The organism is Allobosea lupini, assembly GCF_900109525.1.
Classification (GTDB): Bacteria; Pseudomonadota; Alphaproteobacteria; order Rhizobiales; family Beijerinckiaceae; genus Allobosea; species Allobosea lupini.
Map to the genome: position 1 here is coordinate 390,170 of NZ_FOAN01000001.1, position 19,686 is coordinate 409,855.

General features: G+C 66.9%; 23 protein-coding genes. 8 read left to right on the plus strand and 15 right to left on the minus strand.

All coding sequences use genetic code 11. The features are described 5' to 3' along the window. Position 1 precedes the first annotated feature (1 nt). On the minus strand, positions 2-1,510 hold the full coding sequence (locus BMZ21_RS01920; protein WP_091829232.1) for a winged helix-turn-helix domain-containing tetratricopeptide repeat protein: 1,509 nt from the start codon (positions 1,508-1,510) through the stop codon (positions 2-4). 135 nt (positions 1,511-1,645) lie between these two features. Between BMZ21_RS01920 and BMZ21_RS01925 the strand changes: the two genes are divergently transcribed. Together BMZ21_RS01925 and BMZ21_RS01930 are read left to right on the plus strand one after the other, a co-directional pair. After that, the gene (locus BMZ21_RS01925; protein ID WP_091829234.1) at positions 1,646-1,843 is read left to right on the plus strand and encodes a DUF1127 domain-containing protein; all 198 of its coding nucleotides are present in this window, start codon (positions 1,646-1,648) and stop codon (positions 1,841-1,843) included. A gap of 86 nt (positions 1,844-1,929) precedes the next feature. Then, positions 1,930-2,292 carry an MmcQ/YjbR family DNA-binding protein gene (locus tag BMZ21_RS01930; protein ID WP_091829237.1) on the plus strand — a complete coding sequence of 121 codons (363 nt, stop codon included), beginning with the start codon at positions 1,930-1,932 and terminating at the stop codon, positions 2,290-2,292. 151 nt (positions 2,293-2,443) lie between these two features. On the opposite strand, the gene BMZ21_RS01935 is transcribed toward BMZ21_RS01930, so the two are convergent. The 4 genes from BMZ21_RS01935 to BMZ21_RS01950 form a co-directional block, all read right to left on the minus strand. Continuing rightward, positions 2,444-3,331, minus strand: coding sequence for a PhzF family phenazine biosynthesis protein (locus BMZ21_RS01935; RefSeq protein WP_091829239.1), 888 nt, complete (start codon positions 3,329-3,331; stop codon positions 2,444-2,446). A gap of 156 nt (positions 3,332-3,487) precedes the next feature. Then, positions 3,488-5,002 (minus strand): Asp-tRNA(Asn)/Glu-tRNA(Gln) amidotransferase subunit GatA, encoded by a 1,515-nt coding sequence (gene gatA, locus BMZ21_RS01940; RefSeq protein WP_091829241.1) that lies wholly within the window; start codon positions 5,000-5,002, stop codon positions 3,488-3,490. An 87-nt stretch (positions 5,003-5,089) separates the two neighbouring features. Further along, the gene (gatC, locus tag BMZ21_RS01945) at positions 5,090-5,377 is read right to left on the minus strand and encodes an Asp-tRNA(Asn)/Glu-tRNA(Gln) amidotransferase subunit GatC (RefSeq protein WP_091829244.1); all 288 of its coding nucleotides are present in this window, start codon (positions 5,375-5,377) and stop codon (positions 5,090-5,092) included. A gap of 130 nt (positions 5,378-5,507) precedes the next feature. Continuing rightward, positions 5,508-6,206 carry a metal-dependent hydrolase gene (locus BMZ21_RS01950; RefSeq protein WP_091829246.1) on the minus strand — a complete coding sequence of 233 codons (699 nt, stop codon included), beginning with the start codon at positions 6,204-6,206 and terminating at the stop codon, positions 5,508-5,510. Positions 6,207-6,296: 90 nt separating this feature from the next. On the opposite strand from BMZ21_RS01950, the gene ade reads away from it, so the two are divergent. Beyond that, complete coding sequence (ade, locus tag BMZ21_RS01955) at positions 6,297-7,997, plus strand: adenine deaminase (RefSeq protein WP_091829248.1); 1,701 nt, start codon at positions 6,297-6,299, stop codon at positions 7,995-7,997. Between the two features lie 169 nt (positions 7,998-8,166). Here ade and BMZ21_RS01960 read toward each other — a convergent pair whose 3' ends face one another. The 6 genes from BMZ21_RS01960 to BMZ21_RS01985 form a co-directional block, all read right to left on the minus strand. After that, positions 8,167-9,132, minus strand: coding sequence for an Ldh family oxidoreductase (locus BMZ21_RS01960; protein ID WP_091829251.1), 966 nt, complete (start codon positions 9,130-9,132; stop codon positions 8,167-8,169). Further along, entirely contained in the window at positions 9,129-10,058 is a 930-nt protein-coding gene (locus BMZ21_RS01965; RefSeq protein WP_091829253.1) for a hydroxyacid dehydrogenase, read from the minus strand. The genes BMZ21_RS01960 and BMZ21_RS01965 overlap by 4 nt, the downstream gene beginning before the upstream one ends. A gap of 24 nt (positions 10,059-10,082) precedes the next feature. Next, a complete protein-coding gene (locus tag BMZ21_RS01970; protein WP_091829255.1) occupies positions 10,083-11,135 on the minus strand; it encodes a YeiH family protein in 1,053 nt (350 codons plus the stop codon). Further along, positions 11,132-11,731 (minus strand): GNAT family N-acetyltransferase, encoded by a 600-nt coding sequence (locus BMZ21_RS01975; RefSeq protein ID WP_244543654.1) that lies wholly within the window; start codon positions 11,729-11,731, stop codon positions 11,132-11,134. The genes BMZ21_RS01970 and BMZ21_RS01975 overlap by 4 nt, the downstream gene beginning before the upstream one ends. Before the next feature lie 32 nt (positions 11,732-11,763). Then, entirely contained in the window at positions 11,764-12,915 is a 1,152-nt protein-coding gene (locus BMZ21_RS01980) for a UxaA family hydrolase (RefSeq protein WP_091830488.1), read from the minus strand. Between the two features lie 202 nt (positions 12,916-13,117). Further along, positions 13,118-13,405, minus strand: coding sequence for a UxaA family hydrolase (locus BMZ21_RS01985; RefSeq protein ID WP_091829257.1), 288 nt, complete (start codon positions 13,403-13,405; stop codon positions 13,118-13,120). Positions 13,406-13,547: 142 nt separating this feature from the next. Here BMZ21_RS01985 and BMZ21_RS01990 point away from each other — a divergent pair, with 142 nt between their 5' ends. The 3 genes from BMZ21_RS01990 to ruvX all read left to right on the plus strand — a co-directional run bounded on the left by BMZ21_RS01990 (position 13,548) and on the right by ruvX (position 16,004). After that, positions 13,548-14,264: a GntR family transcriptional regulator gene (locus tag BMZ21_RS01990; RefSeq protein ID WP_091829259.1), complete on the plus strand. Its 717-nt coding sequence runs from the start codon at positions 13,548-13,550 to the stop codon at positions 14,262-14,264. 202 nt (positions 14,265-14,466) lie between these two features. Further along, positions 14,467-15,444: a tripartite tricarboxylate transporter substrate-binding protein gene (locus tag BMZ21_RS01995; protein ID WP_167561491.1), complete on the plus strand. Its 978-nt coding sequence runs from the start codon at positions 14,467-14,469 to the stop codon at positions 15,442-15,444. Between the two features lie 50 nt (positions 15,445-15,494). Then, positions 15,495-16,004 (plus strand): Holliday junction resolvase RuvX, encoded by a 510-nt coding sequence (gene ruvX, locus BMZ21_RS02000; RefSeq protein ID WP_091829264.1) that lies wholly within the window; start codon positions 15,495-15,497, stop codon positions 16,002-16,004. Here ruvX and BMZ21_RS30185 read toward each other — a convergent pair. Then, positions 15,989-16,351, minus strand: a complete 363-nt coding sequence (locus BMZ21_RS30185; protein WP_091829266.1) for a DUF5320 domain-containing protein — start codon at positions 16,349-16,351, stop codon at positions 15,989-15,991. The genes ruvX and BMZ21_RS30185 overlap by 16 nt on opposite strands. 159 nt (positions 16,352-16,510) lie before the next feature. Then, positions 16,511-16,906: a hypothetical protein gene (locus BMZ21_RS02010; protein ID WP_091829268.1), complete on the minus strand. Its 396-nt coding sequence runs from the start codon at positions 16,904-16,906 to the stop codon at positions 16,511-16,513. Between the two features lie 231 nt (positions 16,907-17,137). On the opposite strand from BMZ21_RS02010, the gene BMZ21_RS29820 reads away from it, so the two are divergent. Continuing rightward, positions 17,138-17,464 carry a hypothetical protein gene (locus BMZ21_RS29820; protein ID WP_143079632.1) on the plus strand — a complete coding sequence of 109 codons (327 nt, stop codon included), beginning with the start codon at positions 17,138-17,140 and terminating at the stop codon, positions 17,462-17,464. A 71-nt stretch (positions 17,465-17,535) separates the two neighbouring features. Further along, complete coding sequence (locus BMZ21_RS02020) at positions 17,536-17,820, plus strand: hypothetical protein (RefSeq protein ID WP_091829273.1); 285 nt, start codon at positions 17,536-17,538, stop codon at positions 17,818-17,820. A 17-nt stretch (positions 17,821-17,837) separates the two neighbouring features. Here the strand turns inward: BMZ21_RS02020 and dprA are convergent, their stop codons facing one another. Next, positions 17,838-19,046: a DNA-processing protein DprA gene (gene dprA, locus BMZ21_RS02025; RefSeq protein ID WP_091829274.1), complete on the minus strand. Its 1,209-nt coding sequence runs from the start codon at positions 19,044-19,046 to the stop codon at positions 17,838-17,840. After that, entirely contained in the window at positions 19,047-19,670 is a 624-nt protein-coding gene (gene plsY, locus BMZ21_RS02030; protein ID WP_091829276.1) for a glycerol-3-phosphate 1-O-acyltransferase PlsY, read from the minus strand. Positions 19,671-19,686: the final 16 nt, after the last annotated feature.

Here is a 19,686-nt window from a genome sequence, read left to right on the forward strand (position 1 = left end):
ATCATTCCGGCAGGCCGGCCTTGCGGAAGCCGTCGACGAAGCGTTCGCGCAGCATGTCATCGCGAAATGGCTCCATCGTCGCCCAGTGGCGAACGCTGAAATCCGGATTGCCGACCAGGAACAGTTCGGCCTCCGCCCTCGCCTCTTCGAGATGGCCGAGCTGGGCAAGGCTCGCGGCCAGGAAGCGGCGCGAGCTCGTCCGATGGGTCTCGTCCCGGCGCAGTGCTTCTACAGCCGCTTGATAGTCGCCGGCGGCGTAGAGCGCCTGGCCGAGCGGCAGATAGTACCAGCTCGCCGGAAACGGGTTCAGCCGGAAGGCCTTGCGAATATGCTCTAGGCCCTCCTCGACCCGCCCGGCCAGCACCGTGATATCGGAGAGCGCTGCCCATGCATCGGCTTCGTTCGGATCGAGCTCGATCGCCCGGGCGAATTCCGCATCCGCCGTGGCGAAGTCGCGCTCATAGGCGAGCAGATAGGCCAGCGTCCAACGGCAGCCGGCATCGTCCTGATCGAGCGCTACGGCCTTGCGCGCCAGGTCAAGGGCGGTGCCGCGAGAGGCTTCGCTCGGCCCGCCGGAGTGCACCCAGCCCATCCAGTGGTTCAAGGCGAGCCAGCGATAGGCCTCGGCATAGTCCGGATCCAGCGAGATCGCGCGTGTCAGCAGGAGGTGCGCTTCCTGCGCGGCCTGCGGCGTGTCGTCCATCAATCGGCGCGCCCGCACGCAGAGTTCATAGGCGTCGAGGCTCTTCGGCCGCTGGCGCGGCAGCGGGGTGCGCAGACGCCCGAGCAGGGCCTCGACGATCCTGGCGGTGACCTCGTCCTGGACGGCGAAGATGTCGCCCAGCTCGCGATCGAAGCGTTCGGCCCAGAGATGATCGCCGGTCAGCGAATCGACGAGCTGGGCGTTGATGCGAACCCTCCCGGCAGCGTGCCTGACGCTTCCTTCCAGCAGGTAGCGCACGCCGAGTTCCTCGGCGATCTCGCGCACCTCCCTTGCCTTGCCCTTGTAGGCGAAGGCCGAATTGCGGGCGATGACGAAGAGCCCCGGGATCCTCGACAGGTCGGTGATCAGGTCCTCGGTCAGTCCGTCCGCAAAGCTCTCCTGCCCGGGATCGTTGCTGACATTGACGAAGGGCAGCACGACGATCGACGGCTTGCTCGGCAGCGGCAAGGGCTCTCGCCTCGCACTGCCCAGTTGTTCGACCACTCCGGCGAAGCGGTAGCCGACACGCGGTACCGTGACGATCCAATCACCACCATTTGCGGGCTCGCCGAGCAGCTTACGCAGTTGTGCGATCTGGACGGTGAGATTGCCTTCCTCGACGGCCATGCCCGGCCAAGCGGCCTCCAGTAGCTCGGCCTTGCTCAGGATGTCGCCGGGCCGTCCGACTAGGGCCGCGAGCAGCTTCAGGCCACGATAGCTGGCGCTGACGGGGACATCGTTCTCGAGAAGCGTTCCCGTGCCCGGATCGAGCACGAAAGGGCCGAAGGCGAAGCGCGATCCCTGCATGGGCTGAATCCATAGTCCGTTTGGAAGTTTTTGGAACTCTTCGGGCGGGCTTAAGGACCAGGCTGCCCGCATCAAGCAGAACGAAACCTCCCTTCACTCCGGGTGCCGTGCGCCCCCGAACCATGGGAGGTTGCCATGCACGATGGTCCCGTTCTCGCACCCAATTCACCTCCGGCTGCCCCACAAGGCCTGCTGGCAACCTGGCGCGAACGCATTCGCGCTCGCTGGAAGCTGGCGCAGATGGCGCAGGAGAATCCGCACCTGCTCAAAGATATCGGCCTGACGAAACAGCAGGTTGAGACCGAGTTCGCCAAGCGCTTCTGGCAACGCTAGCAGATCGTGGCGCCGGCTCCGGACACCCGCCGGCTGCGATTAGGATATCAAGCGATCCGACCCAGCGACTCGCATAGCAGGACGACATGACACTCGCCGAATACAACGCCTTCTGCGCCGCCCTGCCCGCGACCAGCCATGTCGTGCAATGGGGCGGGGCCGATGTCTGGAAGGTTGGCGGCAAGGTGTTCGCGCTCGGCCGCGACGATGCCGAGGGCACACTGTTCGTCTCGTTCAAATGCTCGCCGATGGCCTATGAGATGCTACGCGACGCGCCGGGCTGCCGCCCGGCGCCCTATCTCGCCTCGCGCGGAATGAAGTGGATCCAGCGCTTCTCCGACGAAGGCCTGCCGGACGACGCCTTTCGCGACTATCTGCGCGAGAGCCACCGGCTGGTCGCGGCTGGGCTGACGCGGAAGGTTCGCGCGGAGCTCGGGCTCTCGGCTTGAGCCTTCCAATCCAGAAGCGCGAGTCATCCCGGACAAGCGGCGAAGCTGCCCATCCGGGATCCATTCTGGAGCCTGTCCGAAACAGGTTCCGGAATGGGTCCCGGGTCTCCCTTCGGTCGCCCGGGACGACCCGCGCTCCAAGGATGGAGCTCTAAACCGTCGCTTCGCCCCGCAGCACCGGCACGCAGCCGCCGCCCACCGTCGCGCGGATCTCGCTGCCGACCCGCCGCGCCGTGACCTGCAGCAGACTCGGCCGCCCCATCTCGACGCCCTGTGCGATCTCGAAAGCGATGTTGTCCTTGTCGGACAGCGAGAGGGTCAGGGCGGCGAGCGTCGCGCTGGCGCTACCTGTCGCCGGATCTTCCCAGGTGCCCGATAGCGGCGCGAACATGCGGGCGCGCACCCTCTCGCCATCCCAGGCGTAGAAGAAGATGGACAGGCGCCCCTCCAGGGCCGGATTGGCGGCCGATAGCCGGCGATAGGCCGCGATGTCCGGTGTCGCCCGCGTCAGCGCCTCCGGCGTGACCTCGACAAAGAAGAACTTGACCCCGACCGAGGCCTGCTGCGGCAAATGCCGGCCGGTGAGGATATCTTGCGCCTGAAGTCCGGCACAGCTAGCGACCGCGTCGACCGGCAGCTGGATGCCGAGCGAGAGTGCCTGCGGCGCGGCGATGGTCGCGCCCGTCACCAGCCCGCCGGCATCGCGCGCCACCCGGACCTCGACTAGTCCGGCTATCTCCTCGAACAGCAGGATGCCGTCGCGGTCGCGTCCATGGCTTGCAAGCACGCAGGCCGTGCCGACATTGGGATGGCCGGCGAAAGGCATCTCGGCGGTACGGTGGAAGATGCGGACGCGCGCCGAGTTGGCCGGATCGCTCGGCGGCAGCACGAAAGTCGTCTCGCCGTAGTTCATCTCCGCCGCCAGCGCCTGCATCTCGGCATCGGACAGGCCGCGCGCATCGGTGAAGACGGCGAGCTGGTTTCCGCCGAAGCGGGTGTTGGTGAAGACGTCGACAGTCTCGAACGGATAGGACGGCATGGCGGTCTCCGGCAGCCTGGTCAGGCGCGGAGACTGCCACCCGCTGCAGCGCCGGGGAAATCAGGATTCGGAATGCGACCGATCACGCGCTGACGGGCTTTGATCCAGCCGCACCGGATTCGCCCGAAAAGTGGATTCCACTTTTCGGTCCGGTGCTTAGGCCCACCAGCGCTCGCCGACCGGGAAGCGGCCGGCCGCTTCCTCGATGACCTGGCCGAGCGAGAACAGCGTCTCCTCGTCAAAGGGGCGGCCGATCAGCTGCAGCCCGAGCGGCAGGCCCTGGCTGTCGAGCCCGGCAGGCACGGCGATGCCCGGCAGGCCGGCCATGTTCACCGTCACCGTGAAGACGTCGTTGAGATACATCTCGACCGGGTCGGACGAGCCCTTCTCGCCGATGCCGAAGGCGGAGGATGGCGTCGCCGGCGTCAGCACCGCGTCGATGCCCTGCTCGTAGACAGCTTCGAAATCGCGCTTGATCAGCGTGCGCACCTTCTGGGCGCGCAGGTAATAGGCGTCGTAATAGCCCGAGGACAGCACATAGGTGCCGATCATGATGCGACGCCTGACCTCGGCGCCGAAGCCGGCAGCACGGGTCTTCTCGTACATCTCGACGATGTCGCGGCCCTGCTCGCGCAGGCCGTAGCGGACACCGTCATAGCGGGCGAGGTTGGACGAGGCTTCCGCCGGCGCGACGATGTAATAGGCCGGCAGTGCGTATTTGGAGTGCGGCAGCGAAACCTCGACGATCTCGGCCCCGGCAGCCCTCAGCCAGTCGATGCCCTGCTGCCAGAGCGCGTCGATCTCGGGGTTGAGACCTTCCAGGCGATACTCCCGAGGGATGCCGATCTTCATTCCCTTGATCGAGCGGCCGACAGCCGCCTCGTAGTTCGGCACGGGGCGGTCGACCGAGGTGGTATCCTTCGGGTCGTGCCCCGCCATGGAACGCAGCATGACAGCGGTGTCGCGAACGGTCTTGCCGATCGGCCCGGCCTGGTCGAGCGAGGAGGCGAAGGCGACGATGCCCCAGCGCGAGCAGCGGCCATAGGTCGGCTTGATGCCGACCGTGCCAGTGAAGGCGGCCGGCTGTCGGATAGAACCGCCGGTGTCGGTCGCGGTCGCGGCGAGGCAGAGATGCGCGGCAACAGCCGCGGCCGAGCCGCCGGAGGAGCCGCCCGGCACGAGGTGATTGCCCTCGATCGCGCCAGCAGCCCCTGCCCCGACATTGGAACCCTGCCGACGCCAGGGGTTGACCACCGGCCCGAAAGCCGAGGTCTCGTTCGACGAGCCCATGGCAAACTCGTCATTGTTGAGCTTGCCGAGCATGACGGCACCGTCGCGCCAGAGCTGCGACGAGACGGTCGATTCATAAGGCGGCACGAAGTTGCCGAGGATGCGCGAGCAGGCGGTGGTGCGCACGCCCTTGGTCGCAAACAGGTCCTTGATCCCGAGCGGCAGGCCTTCGAGCGGGCCGGCCTCGCCCCTGGCGAGCTTCTCGTCGGAGGCGGCGGCCTGCTTCAGCGCATGCTCGGGCGTCTCCAGCACATAGGCGTTGAGCGCCCGGGCCTGCTCGACGGCGGCGATATGGGCCTTGGCGAGTTCGGTGGCGGAGAACTGCTTGGCCTTAAGCCCGTCGCGAGCGTCGGTCAGGGTCAGGCGGGTGAGATCGGTCACGGGAAATATCCGGTTCTGACAAGCGGACGGAAATCCCCGGATCGTGCTTCGCACATCCGAGGAAGATCGAATGAGCGCGTCAGGCGCTCACTCGATCACCTTCGGCACCATGAAGTAGTCGTCCTCGGAAGCCGGCGCGTTGGCGACGATATCGGCGGCGATCTCGCCATCGGTCACGACGTCCTGGCGCTTCTTCATCACCATCGGCGTGACCGAGGTCATCGGCTCGACACCTGTGACGTCGAGCTCGTTGAGCTGATCGACGAAGCCGAGGATGGCGTTGAGCTCGCCTTGCAGCTTCGGCACATCCGCATCATCGACGGCGATGCGCGAAAGATGCGCGACGCGTTTGACGGTGGCGGCGTCGACCGACATGGGCTGGCTCCTGCTGGGATCGGCGCAACGACGCCGGACATGGTTCGCCAGCGCTATAGCGCGCGGACCGCCAGTAAGTCAGCACTTACTTGCGGTCCACCGGCTGCGGCTGCTCACAATGGCTGCGGCGTCAGACCGTGACCGCCTTGCCCTTCTCCGGCACCAGCGCCTTGATGCCGCTGCCCTTCAGCCCCTCGACGAAGACTGCTGCATCCTGGGCGATGATCGGGAAGGAGCCGTAGTGGCAGGGGATGGCGAGCTTCGGCTTGACGAAGCGGGTCATCGCCAGCGCCGCGGTCCTGGCGCCCATGGTGAAGCGATCGCCGATCGGACAGATGCAGGCCTCGACGCCGTGGATCTCGGCGAGGAGGGCCATGTCGGAAAAGATGTCGGTGTCGCCCATGTGCCAAAGCGTCTTCTCGCCAGGCGCCTTGATGATCGCGCCATTGGCGTTGCCAACCGGGACGGCCACCCCCGCTTCGCCCATGCCTGCCGAATGATCGGCGCGGACCAGGGTCACCGAGAAGGCGCCGAGATCGACAGTGCCGCCTGTGTTCATCGGCTGGAACGTCTTCAGCCCTTTCGAGGCGAGGTGCATGCAGAGGTCGTAATTGGTGATCACCGTGGCGTCGTTCGCGGCAGCGATGGCGAGCGTGTCGCCGACATGGTCGCCATGGCCGTGGGTGATAACGATATGGCTGACGCCCTTGCCGGCCGCTGCAACATCGCCCTCGAAAGCCGGATTGCCGGTGAAGAACGGATCGATCAGGACCGAGGCGCCGGGCAGGTCGAGCCGAAACGCCGAATGGCCGAACCAGGTGAGCTGCATGATGGTCTCCGCGAAAAGGCGACTGGACAGCGCCTGTCTAGGCCGGCGAGATGGCATAGCCAAGTCGGCCCGAACCCGGAGCTCACGCCTATGACCGACGCAGCCACCCTCGCCCGCCGGATCGCGCAAGGACGGGGCGACGAGCCGGCCGATCTCGTCATTCGCGGCGCGCGGCTGTTCGACCTCGTCTCGGGCGATCTCGTCGAAACCGACATTGCGCTCTGCGGCGACACCATCGTCGGCACCCATGGCCGCTACGAGGGCAAGAAGAGCTTCGACGCCAAAGGCCTGATCGCGGTGCCCGGCTTCATCGACACGCATCTCCATGTCGAATCCTCGCTGGTGACGCCGCTCGAATTCGAGCGCTGCGTCCTGCCGCACGGTGTCACCACCGCGATCTGCGACCCGCACGAGATCTCCAATGTGCTCGGCGTCGAGGGCATCCGCTATTTCCTCGCATGCGCGCAGGCGATGCGGATGGATCTACGTGTCCAGCTCTCGAGCTGCGTGCCGGCGACGCATCTGGAGACGGCGGGCGCTGCGCTCGAGGCCGCCGACCTCACCCCGTTCATCGATCATCCCAAGGTGATCGGCCTCGCCGAGTTCATGAACTTCCCCGGCGTCCTCCATCGCGATCCCGGCTGCCTCGCCAAGCTGGAAGCCTTCTCACACCGGCATATCGACGGCCATGCGCCGCTGGTGCGCGGGCTCGACCTCAACGGCTATCTCTCCGCCGGCATTCGCACCGACCACGAGACCACGACCGCCGACGAAGCGCGCGAAAAGCTCGCCAAGGGCATGGCCATCCTGATCCGCGAGGGCTCGGTCTCGAAGGACCTGCATGCGCTGATCCCGCTGATCACGCGCGACGCGTCGCCCTTCCTCGCCTTCTGCACCGACGACCGCAACCCGCTGGACATCGCCGAGGAAGGCCATCTCGACTACATGATCCGCACCGCGATCGCGCATGGCGCCGACATCCTCGCGACCTATCGCACCGCGAGCCTGTCGGCGGCACGGAACTTCGGCCTGTTCGATCGTGGCTTCATCGGCCCCGGCAAGCGCGCCGACATCGTGCTGGTCGACGATCTCGCGGCCTGTCGCGTCAGACGGGTCTTCGCCGGCGGCAGGCTGGTCGAGGACGCCCTGTTCTCCGACAGGGCAACGGTTCCACCCGTCGGCCTCGCCAGCGTCCGCAGCCGCAGGCTCGCGCCGGAGGATTTCGCGGTGAAAGCGCGCGAGGGGCAGACGCCGGTGATCGGCGTCGTGCCCGGCCGCATCATCACCGAGCGCCTTTCGATGCGCCTGCCGATGCAGGACGGCCTCGCCGTTCCCGATCTCGACCAGGATGCCGTCAAGGTCACGGTGATCGAGCGCCATGGCCGCAATGGCGGCATAGCCTCAGGCTTCGTCCATGGCTTCGGCATGAAGCACGGCGCCATCGCCTCGTCGGTGGGCCATGACAGCCACAATCTCTGCGTCGTCGGCGTCGACGCGGCCTCGATGGCGGCGGCGGCCAACCGGCTTATCGAGACCGGCGGCGGCTTCGCGGTGGCCGATGGCGGCAAGGTCGTTGCCGAGCTGGCGTTGCCCGTCGCCGGGCTGATGAGCGATCAGCCCTTCGAGACGGTGCGGCATGGGCTGGAAGGCCTGCGCGCGGCGGCGAAGGCGCTCGGCGTCGTGCTGGCCGAGCCCTTCCTGCAGGTCGCCTTCCTGACCCTGCCGGTGATCCCGCATCTCAAGATCACCGACAAAGGCCTTGTCGATGTTGATCGATTCGATTTCGTGTGAGCGAGAGACTGCGGTCTTTCCGGGGCTTTGCGCAGGAAAGAGTCCGGAATCCATGAACACCGGAGGCTGCTGAAGAGGCGCGTCGAGTGCCGTTGTCTTCTGGAAGCGACCTGTGTTCATGAGTTCCGGGCTCAGCCCTTCGGCCTGCCCCCGGAAGGACGCGGCATCGTTAGAATGCGACGTCGATGCCCTCCGCCCGTGCCTTGGCCCGCAAAGCATAGCGCCGCATGCCGGGCAGCCGCGTCCCCGGCTGCTCCTCGATCGCATGCGTCAGCATCCGCATGCGCTCAGCGAACCAGTTGCCGCCCATGCTCGCCGGGTCGATGGCGAGGATGAGCTGGCCGGTGTCGGGCGGGCCGCCCTGGTCGTCGAGGAAGGACGAGGCCTGGAAGGCGAAATGGGTGCCGACCAGCGCCGCGGCGAGAATCTCGACCATCATGGCAAGCGTCGCGCCCTTGGCGTCGCCGAGCGGCACCATGGTACCGGCGATCGCCGCCGCCGGATCGGTCGTCGGCTTGCCCTGGGCGTCAAGGGCCCAGCCTTCGGGGATCGGCTCGCCCTTCTGCTTGGCCGCGACGATCGGACCGCGCGCCACCTTGGACAGGGCCATATCGATCACCAGCGGCTCGCGGCCGGCCAGCGGCGCGGCAAACGCGATCGGATTGGTGCCGAAGACCGGCTTGGCGCCGCCCCAGGGCGCCATCGCGCCGGGCGTGTTGGCGAAGAGAAGGGCCACGAGCCCCTGCTCGGCCAGCCGCTCGACATGGAGGCCGGCAGCGCCGCAATGGTTGGAACGGCGGATCGGCGCGGCGGCGATGCCTTGCTTGCGCGCGATTTCGGGCAGTTCGATCACGGCGAGGTCGATCGCAGGATAGGCGAAGCCGTGGGCGGCGTCGATCGCCAGCACGCCGGGCTTGGGCTGGCGCGCGATCGGCACGGCCTGACCGTCGATCTTGCCGGAGCGCAGCATCGAGATGTAGGTCGGCACGCGCGACAGGCCGTGGCCCTTGAGCCCGTCCGCCTCGGCCATGACCAGCGCCAGCGCGACTGAGGCGGCGTTGGCGGCAGAGGCGCCGGCCTCGATGAAGAGATCCGCGACCTTCTGCTCGGCCGCTTCCAGCGAGAGCTTCGTCACGCCCTGCCCTCCAGAGCCGCCATCACCCGCTCTGCCACGAGACCGGAGACGCGCCCGTTCGATTCCACCGTGTTGCCGGCGATGTGCGGCGTCAGGATCAGATTGGGCGTGCCCGCGAATATCTTGGCGCCGTCGGCCTTGAGCGGCTCCTGCTCGAAGACGTCGAGCGCCGCGCCGCCAAGGCGCCCGCCCTTCAGCGCCGCAACGAGCGCCGCTTCGTCCATGATGCCGCCGCGCGCCGCGTTGATCAGGATCGCGTCGGGCTTCATCCTGGCGAAGGCGGCCTTGCCGATCAGTCCGCGCGTCTCAGGCGTCAGCGGCAGATGGATCGAGATCACGTCGGACGTCGACAGCAAAGCGTCGAGCTCGAGCTTCTCGATGCCATTCCAGGCATCGCCAGCGGGAACATACGGGTCATAGGCCGCGACGGTCATGCCGAGCGCCCTTGCGTGCCGCGCCGCATCGCGGGCGATCGCGCCGAAGCCGACCAGGCCCATGCGCTTGCCGGCGATCTCGCGGCCGATCAGCCTGGTCTTGGGAAATTCGCCGGCGAGCATGGCGGCATTGGCAAAATAGGCGCCGCGCAGGAGCGTCATCGCGGTGCCGATCACGTACTCGACCACCGACAGGCTGTTGGCACCAGTCGCCGGGAAAACCTTGATGCCACGCGCCGAGCAGGCTTCCATGTCGATATTGTCGAGCCCGACCCCGAGCCGCCCGACGACTTTCAGGTTCTTGGCGGCTGCCAGCACTTCGCCACGGACCTGCGTCTGGTTGCGCACGATCAGCGCGGGGATGTCGGCGACCAGCCGCGCGAGCTCGTCCGGCTTGCCGAAGAGCTCCGGGTCATGGTGCACGATGTAGCGCGCCTTGAGCGCCGCGACCGCCGCCTCGTCCATGAATTCGGTGATGACGATCTCGGTCATGGCTGTTTCCGCTGTGAAGTCCAGTCAGCCGAGCAGGATGATCCCGCCCGTGGCGACGACGAGGATGACGAGGCTGGTGCCGGTGACCACGGCGAGATGCCGCCAGCCGAGCCGGGCCATCGCCGCGATCGAGGTGCCGAGGCCGAGCGCCGCGATGGCGATCAGCAGGCCCCAGCGCGAGATTTCGAGCAGGATGTCGCGCATCGGCATGTAGATGCCGGCGAGCCCCGCCTGCGTGCTCAGCACGCTGTTGATCAGGCACATGATCAGGAAGACGAAAGCGAAGACCGGTACCGGCACCTTGGCGTCGCCATGGGTCTCGCCATGGCGGGTCAGCCACCAGCCGACGATCAGCACCGCCGGCAGCAGCAGGAAGACCCGGAACAGCTTGACGATGACAGCCGCATTCGCCGCCTCGTCCGAGACCGCCTGGCCGGCACCGACGACCTGCGCGACGTCATGGATGGTCGCTCCAAGCATCACGCCGGTCTGCTGCTGCGAGAGGCCGAGCCAGGCGCAGAGCAGCGGATAGGCCAGCATCGCGATCGTCGAGAGCACGTTCATCGCGATCACGGTGAAGGCGGTGTCGGCGGCCTTGTTGCGGTAGTCGGGCACGACGGTCGAGGTCGCGAGCGCGGCCGAGGCACCGCAGACCGCCGTTGCGACGCCGCCGAGCGCGCCGACGCCTGGCTCACGGCCGAGCAGGCGCGCCAGCACGAAGCCGGCGACGATCGTCGCGGTCATGGCGACGATGACGAGCAGGGCCGTGCCGAGGCCAAGCGCGACGATGTCCCCGAGCGCGACGCGCAGGCCGAGCAGCGCGATCGCCCAGCGCAGCAGCTTCTTGACGCAGAAGGTCATGCCAGGCTCGAAGCGCTTCGTATTGGCGATCGGGTGCAGGGTCATGCCGATTACCAGGGCGATGACGACGGCCGGGAGGCCGACGCGCCCGCCGGCGAGCTGCTTCACGACAGGCTCGGCCAGCACGGAGGCGATCGCCACCGCCGCCGACAGGGCGATGCCCGGTGCGAGCCGGCCGAGCCCGTTCGTCAGGCGCAAGGTCGCCGTTTGGCTCATGATTGCAAGTCGATCCGATACATCAGCCGCTCTTCCGGCCCGTATAATGGCGCAACGAAGCTCTCGACGAAACGTCCGCCGGCCTTCTCGATGATCCGGCGCGAGGCCGCATTCGCCACGTCACAGGTGATCTTCAGGAATGGCAGGCCGACGGTGCGCGCCTCGGCGAGCACCGCCGCCAGGGCGGCGCTGGCATACCCTCGCCCCGCGTGCTGCGGCAGGATGGTATAGCCGACATGGCCGAGCACATGCGGCGGCAATTCCGTGACCGGCTTGCCGGATTCATCTTCCTGCCAGCGCAGATTGATGCTGCCGACGAAGGGCCGCTCCGGCCGGTCGGTCGCGATGATCCAGCGGATCATGTCAGGCAGGCGCGCGACCTCGCTGCCGTCATGCAGGCGGATGGTGCCGCCGCGCTGGTTGAGCCCGGCGACGAAGGCGTCCGGATCGGCCGCGATCGCTGCGAGCTGCTCCGGCGCGACGTTGCGCATCGTGTTCGGCGACCAGCCTGCTTCGAGAGCACGGACATAGGCGGGCAAGGCATCCCGCCCCGGCTCATGCAGTGAAACGATGCTGGAAGCGATGCTGACCGACACGTTTGCCTCGTCGCGCCCGGAGACGCAGTTCCTCAGGCGCTGCGGTATAGCTTGGTCATCGAGAACTCGCGATGGCCGAGCGCCTCGGCTGCCGTGAGGCGGCCATTCGCGGTGCGCACGATGTTTTCGATCAACGCATCACCGGCCTGGGGGATGGTGAGATCACGGCGCAGGATGCCGGAGACGTCGACGTCGATGTGCTCGGGCATGGTCCGCATGGTCTTCGGGTTGCCGGTGATCTTGATGACCGGGACGATCGGATTGCCGATGACGTTGCCCTGCCCGGTCGGAAAGGTGTGCACGACGTAGCCGCCCGCCGCCATCAGGGTCACGCATTCGGCCGCGGCCGAGGAGGTGTCCATGTAGTAGAGGCCCGGCCCCTTTTCCGGCGCCTGCGCCGGCTCCAGAATGTCGATGAACTTGCACTCGCGGCCGATCTTCTCGAGGTTGCCGAGGGCCTTCTCCTCGATCGTGGTCAGGCCACCGGCGATGTTGCCCTTGGTCGGCTGCGAATCGGAGAGGTCGTCGGTCTTGTGAGCCTCGATGACGTCGTCCTGATAGGCCTTCCACATCTTGTACCAGCGCTCGCCGACCTCCGGCGTCGCGGCGCGCGCCTTGCAGAGATGCTCGGCCCCGGTGATCTCGGATGTCTCGCCGAAGACGCCGTAGACGCCGCGCGGGATCCACTTGTCGTACATGTTGCCGACCGTCGGGCAAGAGGACAGGCCGGTCGTGGTGTCCGACTCACCGCACTTGGTCGAGACCCAGAGCTCCTCGATGCCGCATTTCACGCGCGGGAGCTCGGTCGCCCACTGCACGAACTCCTTGGCGACATAGGACGCCTTGGCGATGGTGGCGATGTCGCCATGCCCCTCGATGCCGAAGCCGACCACCGGCTTGCCGGTCCTGGCGATGCCGTCGACGACGCGCTTGGTCCAGCCATCCTCGATGCCGATGACGACCACCGCCGCGACGTTCGGGTTCGAACCGGTGCCGATCAGGGTGCGGAAATGGACCTCGAGGTCTTCGCCGAACTGCAGGCGGCCATAGGCATGCGGGATCGCCAGCGTGCCCTTGATATTGTTGGCGACGGCCTCGCAGGCGGCGTTGGAGAGGTCGTCGAGCGGCAGTAGCAGCACGTGGTTGCGCACGCCGACGCGGCCGTTCTCGCGGCGCCAGCCCATGAAGGAATCGAGGCTGCGGCCGGTCGGGCGCTTGACGAAGGGCGTCTTGAATTCGGGCGCCTCGATCTTGCGGCCCTTCACCTTGGCGAGCTTGCCTTTGACGAGGTCGAAATTGGCGACGATGGAGGACATGGGCGTTTCCTGAAAGGTTGCGGGCTCGACCTGACGGGAGCCTCGTGACGTGATCGGCGAAGAGCCGCGCTCACCAGCGCTTGGTCTTGACGTTATGGACGTGGAGATGCTCGCCCTTGGCGATATCGGCGATCGCCTTGCCGATGTCCTGGCCGTATTTCCAGATCGTATCGCCCTTCTTGATGTCCTTGAGCGCGACCTTATGGCCGATCGGGATGTCCATCTTGGCGGCGAGGCGGAAGTCGGAATTGTCGTGCGTGACGACACAGAGCATGTCGGTTCCGGCCTTCAGGCCCTCGACCACGACGACGCCGACCGTGTCCTTCTTCTCATGCACCAGCAGATGCGGCTTGCTCATGGCTGATATCCCTGACCGTTCCCGTAATCCACGCTTCGCGACCCCTTTTCGAATGGGGCTCGACGCGGCTGCGCCCAAGTCTTATATAAGACATATGAGTGTGCACAAGCTCGAAATCACAGCGCAGCCTCGTGAGCCCGACATGCCGGAGACGCTCGGCTTCCGCCCGCTCTACCGGCAGGTCAAAGCGATCTTCGTACGCCGGCTGATGGATGGTGTCTGGGCTCCCGGCGCGGTTCTGCCAAGCGAAGGGCAACTCGCCGCCGAGATCGGCGTCAGCCAGGGCACGGTGCGCAAGGCACTCGACGAGCTTGCTGCCGAGAACCTCGTCGTGCGGCGCCAGGGTCGCGGCACCTTCGTCGCCGAGCATGACGAGCGCCGCATCCTGTTCCAGTTCTTCAAGCTGGCGCCGGACCAGGGTGCGCCGCGCTTTCCCGACAGCGTCGTGCTCTCGGTGACGACGGGACCTGCTGACGACGCGGAACGTACGGCGCTGGACCTGCAGGAGGCGGCCCCCATCACCCGAATCCGGCGGCAGCGCTCCTTCGACGGTGCGCCGCTGATCGTCGAGACGGTCAGCCTGCCGCAAGCCCTCTTCCCGGGGCTGGAGAACGGGCCGATCCCGAACAATCTCTACAGCCTGTATGCGGGGCACTACGGCATCACCATCGCCAATGCGCGCGAACGGCTGAAAGCGGTGGCGCTCTCGGCGAAGGACGCTGCGGCGCTGGGAGCTGCGGCTGGCGAACCGGCCCTGCAGATCGACCGTATCGCCCTGTCGCTCGATGGCACGCCTGTCGAGCACAGGCTCAGCCTGTGTCTGACCCAGGAGGTTCACTACCTGTCGGACCTGCGCTGAACCGTCCCTGCCCGATTTCGTGCGAGCACCGATCATCTGTATCGGCGCAAGATCAGTTTGTTGCCCTGGATTTCTAAAGTTCCGCTCGAAATCGAGCGAACCAAACTCGAGGACCGAAAAGCCACGAGATTTCGACCAAGCCGACGCAGAGCGGCCGCCCTATTGGAGGAAACGAATGATCGCGCATATCCGCAGATTCCTCATGACGCGCCGCAGCGCCCTCGCTGGGCTGGCCCTGCTGGGCCTGGGCGCTCCTGCCCTGGCCCAAGGCTTCCCGACCAAGCCCATCACCCTGATCGTTCCCTTTGCCGCCGGCGGGCCCAGCGATGTTATCGCCCGCCTGCTCGGCGAGCATATGGGCCGCACGCTTGGCCAGCAGGTCATCGTCGAGAACATCGCCGGCGCCGGCGGCACGGCCGGAGCCAAGCGCCTCGTCTCGGCCGAGGCGGACGGGCACACATTGCTGATCCACCATCTCGCGCTCGCGGCAGCGCCGGCGCTCTACAGCAATCTTGGCTACGACACGCAGACCGCCTTTGCACCAGTCGGGCTCATCAACACCGGGCCGATGGTGATTGCCGGCAAGCTCGCGCTACCCCCGGTCGATGGCAAGTCATTCTTCCCCTACGCCAAGCAGCAGGCCGAGAAGCTCACCGTCGCCCATGCCGGTGTCGGGTCGAATGCGCATCTGTGCGCGGTGCTGATCTCGCAGGCCCTAAGCGTCAAGCTTGCCCAGGTCGCCTATCGCGGCACCGGGCCGGCGATGAACGACCTGGTCGGCGGCCAGGTCGACGTGCTCTGCGACCAGTCGACGACGGCGGTGCCGCAGATCCAGTCCGACAAGATCCGCGCCTATGCGGTGACCTCGCCGGAACGGCTCGGCGTGCTGCCGAACGTCCCGACCTCGCGCGAGGCCGGCACCGAGATCGACATGACGATCTGGCACGGGCTCTACGCCCCCACGGGCACGCCGACCGCTGCGCTCGACAAGCTCAACGGCGCACTGCAGGCCGCATTGAAGGACCCGGTCGTGCTCGAGCGCTTCAAGGCCGTCGGCACCAGCGCCTTCCCGGCGAGCGAATGGACGCGCGAGGCCCATGCCAAGCGCTTCGCCGCCGAGGTCGCCAAATGGGGAGCGGCGCTGAAGGCCGCCGGGCTGACGCCGCAGAACGCCAACTAGAGTTGGCTGGGCCGCTCGCCTCTGCGGGCGGCCCATGCTACCGGCGGCAGATGAGCAATCTCGTCGCCCTGGATCATTTCGTCGCTCTGCCCGAGCACGCACGCCTGCTCGGGCTGGATCTCGGCACCAAGACGATCGGGCTCGCTCTGTCCGATGTCGAGCGCCGGATCGCGACGCCGCTGGAGACGATCCAGCGCATCAAGTTCCGCCAGGACGCTGCGGCGCTGTTGAAGGTGGCGGACAAGCACGCGATCGCCGGGCTGGTGATCGGCCTGCCGCTCAACATGGATGGAACGGAAGGTCCGCGGGTCCAGTCGACCCGCGCCTTCGTGCGCAATCTCGCGCCGCTGACGGCGCTGCCGATCGTGTTCTGGGACGAGCGGATGTCGACGCTCGCGGTCACCCGCACCCTGCTCGACGCCGATGCCTCGCGCGCCCGGCGCGCGGCCGTCGTCGACAAGATGGCCGCCGCCTATATCCTGCAGGGCGCGCTCGACCGGCTCGGCCGCCTCACGGCCGATGCGAGCGAGCCGGGGGAGGACGACTACGGAATGACGTAGCCGCGCTTGATCGCCTTCTTCTGCGCGTCGCGATGGTTCTTGATCGCCCGCTTCTGGTCTTCGATGCTCATGCCGGCGAGCGGATTATTGGGATTGGGGCCGCGCCGATAGCCGCCACCGTCCTGGCCGCCATAACGGCGGTCGTCGCGCCCATAACCGCGATCGTCGCGACCATAGCCCCTGTCGCGGCGGCCCTGATCGTACCCGCCGTCATAACCCCGATCATAGCCGCGGCGACGGCCGTAGCCGTCATCGGAATAGTACTGGGCCGTTGCCGCGCCGGAACAGAGCACCGCCAGGGCGACCGCGCCGCAGCCGGACAGCAGTGTCTTGAGCGAGGGTTTCATCGTTTTTCTCCAAGGTCGGCAAGGCAACGCCCCGGGATCGGAGCCGCGAGCTCCCGTAGGCCATGAAAAGGGCCGCCCCCGTCATGATACGGAAGCGGCCCTTCAAGCCTAGGCGCCAGGCGTTCAGAATTGATTAAGGCTGTTTATCCTGGTCAGCGTTCAGCGATAGCTGCCGCCGGCCGGGTCGCGGATGTTGTCGGGGGCGTAGTAACGCGGCGCGTAGTAGCGGCGCGGCGCCACATAAACCGGCTGCTCGTCATAATAGCCGTCGTCATAGCCATAGACCGGTTCGGCATAGGCTGGTCGGCTGGCAGCGATCGCTGCCGCACCGAGGATGCCGAGGCCGACACCGGCCGCAATCGCTGCGCCGCGATTGCCACCCCGCCAGCCGCGACGATAGTACTGCGAGTAGTCGGCCTGCGCCGCATCGAGACGGCTCTTGTCGAAGCCGACCGGGCGGGTCTCGCCCGCCATGACGGGCGTCAGGCCTGCCGCCAGAACGCTGCCGGTGACGGCGAGCGTCACGAGGAAACGGCTCTTTCCGAAAGCTGACATGGCATTCTCCTTCTCGGCGGGTTCCCGCCTTGACGCCTGATCTAGCTCGCTCCGGTTGAACCGGGCCTGAACCAATCGCGGCGGAATTGCGACTGGCAATCAACCCGGCAATCCGGAAAGTGTTCCTTTCGAGAAAATAACTGCACGCAGTGATTGCATTTCTGGAGATCGAGTAGCAAGAATAGCGGCGTCGAACGCCGGTTCGTTTCCCGAATTAGTGCGGCCACAGGGTTGGGCGAGATGAGGAAAGCAGCATCGCGGCGAATCAAGGAGGATAAAATCTATCGGGATGACAATCACTTGCCTCGAGCTTCCGGCATCGGCCGCAGCACCTCGGCCTCGCCCGGTCCGTACAGCATGGACGCGCTGGCGCGCATGCAATTGGAGGTTGCATCCTATATCGAGGAGATCACCATCGAGCTCGGTGCGATGGCCCGGGCGGCGCAGCTCAGCAGCCTGGCCTATTTCGTCGAAATGACGCGGCTTGAGGCGGCGATCAATCGACGGACCTGCCAATTGCAGCTCGGCGACATGGCCGATCCCGATAGTTCGCCTTGAGGCCGGGTTTTTGCAGATTATTAAACTATAGGTTGCATGAATTCGATTCAGCAACCTGACAGGAGTGTCCGATGCCGGCTTCTCCGACGATCGCCTACCCAAGCAGCGCCCCTCTCTCCTCGCAAGGCCTGTACCGTCATGGCGAACCGGAGGCACTGGCCCTGCAGCTTCTGGTCGAGAAGCGAGCCCGCCAACGCGACCTGCAGCGCGACGTCGCCGTAAAGGCGGCGACTATGCTCGTCGAACTTGGCAACCAGACCCGCGCCGCCGAGCTCGACCTGCTGGTGATCTTCATCGAGCTTGCGGCGGCGGAGGCCGAGCGCGAGCGCAGCCGCTGGGGCGAGGCGGCCGGCTGACCGTCCCGCCTCCAGGGTCAGGTCGACCGTGAAAGCGCGCCGCCGGCGTGGCGCTGCACCATACCCTCCAGTTCCAGTTCCAGCACGATGCGGCTGACCTCGCGCACCGGCTGGCCGCTGGCGCGAACGAGATCGTCCAGCGCCGTCGGCGTTGCCCCGATCAGGTCGAGCAGGCGCCGGCGGGGAGCATCTTCGACGTGCCCCTCCTGCGAGATGGGCTCGCGTTCGAGCTCGAGCTTCGGGGCCGGCAGGATCTCCGGCAGATCGAGCTCGTCCCAGAGCGCTTCCTTCCGGGGTTCCGTACCGGCCTCTTCGCGCGCCAGAATCGGCGCTGACCCGAACAGATCGCCCTGCCGTAGCATCGGCGCCAGGACATCGACGACATGAGCCGTCTCGGCGCAGAGGATCGCGCCTTCGCGAATCAGGTGGTTGCCACCCTCGGCCCGTGGATCGAGCGGCGAACCCGGCACGGCGAAGACCTGACGGCCCTGCTCATTGGCGAAGCGGGCGGTGATCAGCGAACCGGATTTGCGCGCTGCCTCGACGACCACCGTCCCTAAAGCCAGCCCCGAGACGAGGCGATTGCGCCTCGGGAAATCGCGCCCGCGCGGCACCCAGCCGAGCGGCATCTCGCTCAGCGCTGCGCCGCGCCCGCGGATACGATCCAGCAACGGGATGTTCTGCGGTGGGTAGACCTCGTCGAGCCCGCCTGCGAGCACCGCGATCGTGCCGCTCTCCAGGCTCGCCTGATGCGCCGACGTGTCGATCCCTCGGGCAAGACCCGAAACGACGACGAAGCCGGCCTCGCCCAGCTCCCGCGCCAGCGTCGCGGTGAATTTCAGTCCGGCGGCGGAGGCGTTGCGCGAGCCGACCAGAGCGACGCAGGGGCGACCCAGCACCGCCGGGTCGCCTTCGATCGCGATCAGCGGCGGAGCCGAATCGATCGCCTGCAGCGGCACGGGATAGGCGGCCTCGCCGAGCGCGATCAGATGGGCACCACGCCGGCGCAGCGCCTCGAATTCCCGCTCGGCCTCCGCTGGCGTGCACAGCCGAAGCGTCCGCCCGGCCTGCCGGCCGAGCTGCGGCAATGCTTCGAGAGCCCCGGCGGCACCGCCGAAGCGATTGACCAGGGTACGGAAGGTGCGTGGGCCGATGCTCTCGCTGCGGATCAGGCGGAGCCAGTCGAGGCGTTGCCGGTCGTCGAGAGCGAAACCGGCCATCACCATTCAGCCCTTCTGTCCGATCTTGCCCTCGCGGCCGGCGAGCAGCCTGGCGATGTTCTCGCGATGCATGAACCAGAGCAACAATGCGAGGATCGCCATCAGCCCGGCCGCCTGGGCATCGCGCATCCAGAACCAGAGCGGCAGCACCGTGAGCAGGCTGGCGATCAGGGCCGAAAGCGAGGAATATTTGGTCAGATAGGCGATGCTGAGCCAGACCGCCGCGAAGATCAGCGCGATCGACCAATTCAAGCCGATCAGGATGCCGAGGAAGGTCGCGACGCCTTTCCCGCCCTTGAAGCGCAGCCAGACCGGGAAGAGATGGCCGAGGAAGGCGCCGAGGCCGGCGGCGAGCGCAGCCGCCTTGCCGCCGAGCAGCCAGCCGGCGAGTACGACCGCCGCCGTGCCCTTCAACATGTCCCCGAGCAGCGTCAGCGCCGCCAGCTTCTTGTTGCCGGTGCGCAGGACATTGGTCGCGCCGATATTGCCGGAGCCGATCGTGCGCAGATCCGGGCCGCCGCTCAGCCGGGTCAGGATGATACCGAACGGAATCGAGCCGAGGAGGTAGCCGAGGACAAGCGCGGCGAGCCCTATCTGGCTCGGATACGCCCAAGCGAACGCCTCAGCCATGCAACCTCTCCCGCCC

Coding starts and splice junctions, on each gene's coding strand:
- BMZ21_RS01920 (WP_091829232.1), bottom strand. CDS start 1,510: ATGCAGGGATCGCGCTTCGCCTTCGGCCCTTTCGTGCTCGATCCGGGC.
- ruvX (WP_091829264.1), top strand. CDS start 15,495: ATGAGCAATCTCGTCGCCCTGGATCATTTCGTCGCTCTGCCCGAGCAC.
- BMZ21_RS02010 (WP_091829268.1), bottom strand. CDS start 16,906: ATGTCAGCTTTCGGAAAGAGCCGTTTCCTCGTGACGCTCGCCGTCACC.
- dprA (WP_091829274.1), bottom strand. CDS start 19,046: ATGGTGATGGCCGGTTTCGCTCTCGACGACCGGCAACGCCTCGACTGG.
- ade (WP_091829248.1), top strand. CDS start 6,297: ATGACCGACGCAGCCACCCTCGCCCGCCGGATCGCGCAAGGACGGGGC.
- BMZ21_RS01970 (WP_091829255.1), bottom strand. CDS start 11,135: ATGAGCCAAACGGCGACCTTGCGCCTGACGAACGGGCTCGGCCGGCTC.
- BMZ21_RS01995 (WP_167561491.1), top strand. CDS start 14,467: ATGACGCGCCGCAGCGCCCTCGCTGGGCTGGCCCTGCTGGGCCTGGGC.
- BMZ21_RS01935 (WP_091829239.1), bottom strand. CDS start 3,331: ATGCCGTCCTATCCGTTCGAGACTGTCGACGTCTTCACCAACACCCGC.
- BMZ21_RS01925 (WP_091829234.1), top strand. CDS start 1,646: ATGCACGATGGTCCCGTTCTCGCACCCAATTCACCTCCGGCTGCCCCA.
- BMZ21_RS01965 (WP_091829253.1), bottom strand. CDS start 10,058: ATGACCGAGATCGTCATCACCGAATTCATGGACGAGGCGGCGGTCGCG.
- BMZ21_RS30185 (WP_091829266.1), bottom strand. CDS start 16,351: ATGAAACCCTCGCTCAAGACACTGCTGTCCGGCTGCGGCGCGGTCGCC.
- BMZ21_RS01985 (WP_091829257.1), bottom strand. CDS start 13,405: ATGAGCAAGCCGCATCTGCTGGTGCATGAGAAGAAGGACACGGTCGGC.
- plsY (WP_091829276.1), bottom strand. CDS start 19,670: ATGGCTGAGGCGTTCGCTTGGGCGTATCCGAGCCAGATAGGGCTCGCC.
- BMZ21_RS01990 (WP_091829259.1), top strand. CDS start 13,548: ATGCCGGAGACGCTCGGCTTCCGCCCGCTCTACCGGCAGGTCAAAGCG.
- gatC (WP_091829244.1), bottom strand. CDS start 5,377: ATGTCGGTCGACGCCGCCACCGTCAAACGCGTCGCGCATCTTTCGCGC.
- BMZ21_RS01930 (WP_091829237.1), top strand. CDS start 1,930: ATGACACTCGCCGAATACAACGCCTTCTGCGCCGCCCTGCCCGCGACC.
- BMZ21_RS01980 (WP_091830488.1), bottom strand. CDS start 12,915: ATGGGCTGGCGCCGCGAGAACGGCCGCGTCGGCGTGCGCAACCACGTG.
- BMZ21_RS02020 (WP_091829273.1), top strand. CDS start 17,536: ATGCCGGCTTCTCCGACGATCGCCTACCCAAGCAGCGCCCCTCTCTCC.
- BMZ21_RS01950 (WP_091829246.1), bottom strand. CDS start 6,206: ATGCAGCTCACCTGGTTCGGCCATTCGGCGTTTCGGCTCGACCTGCCC.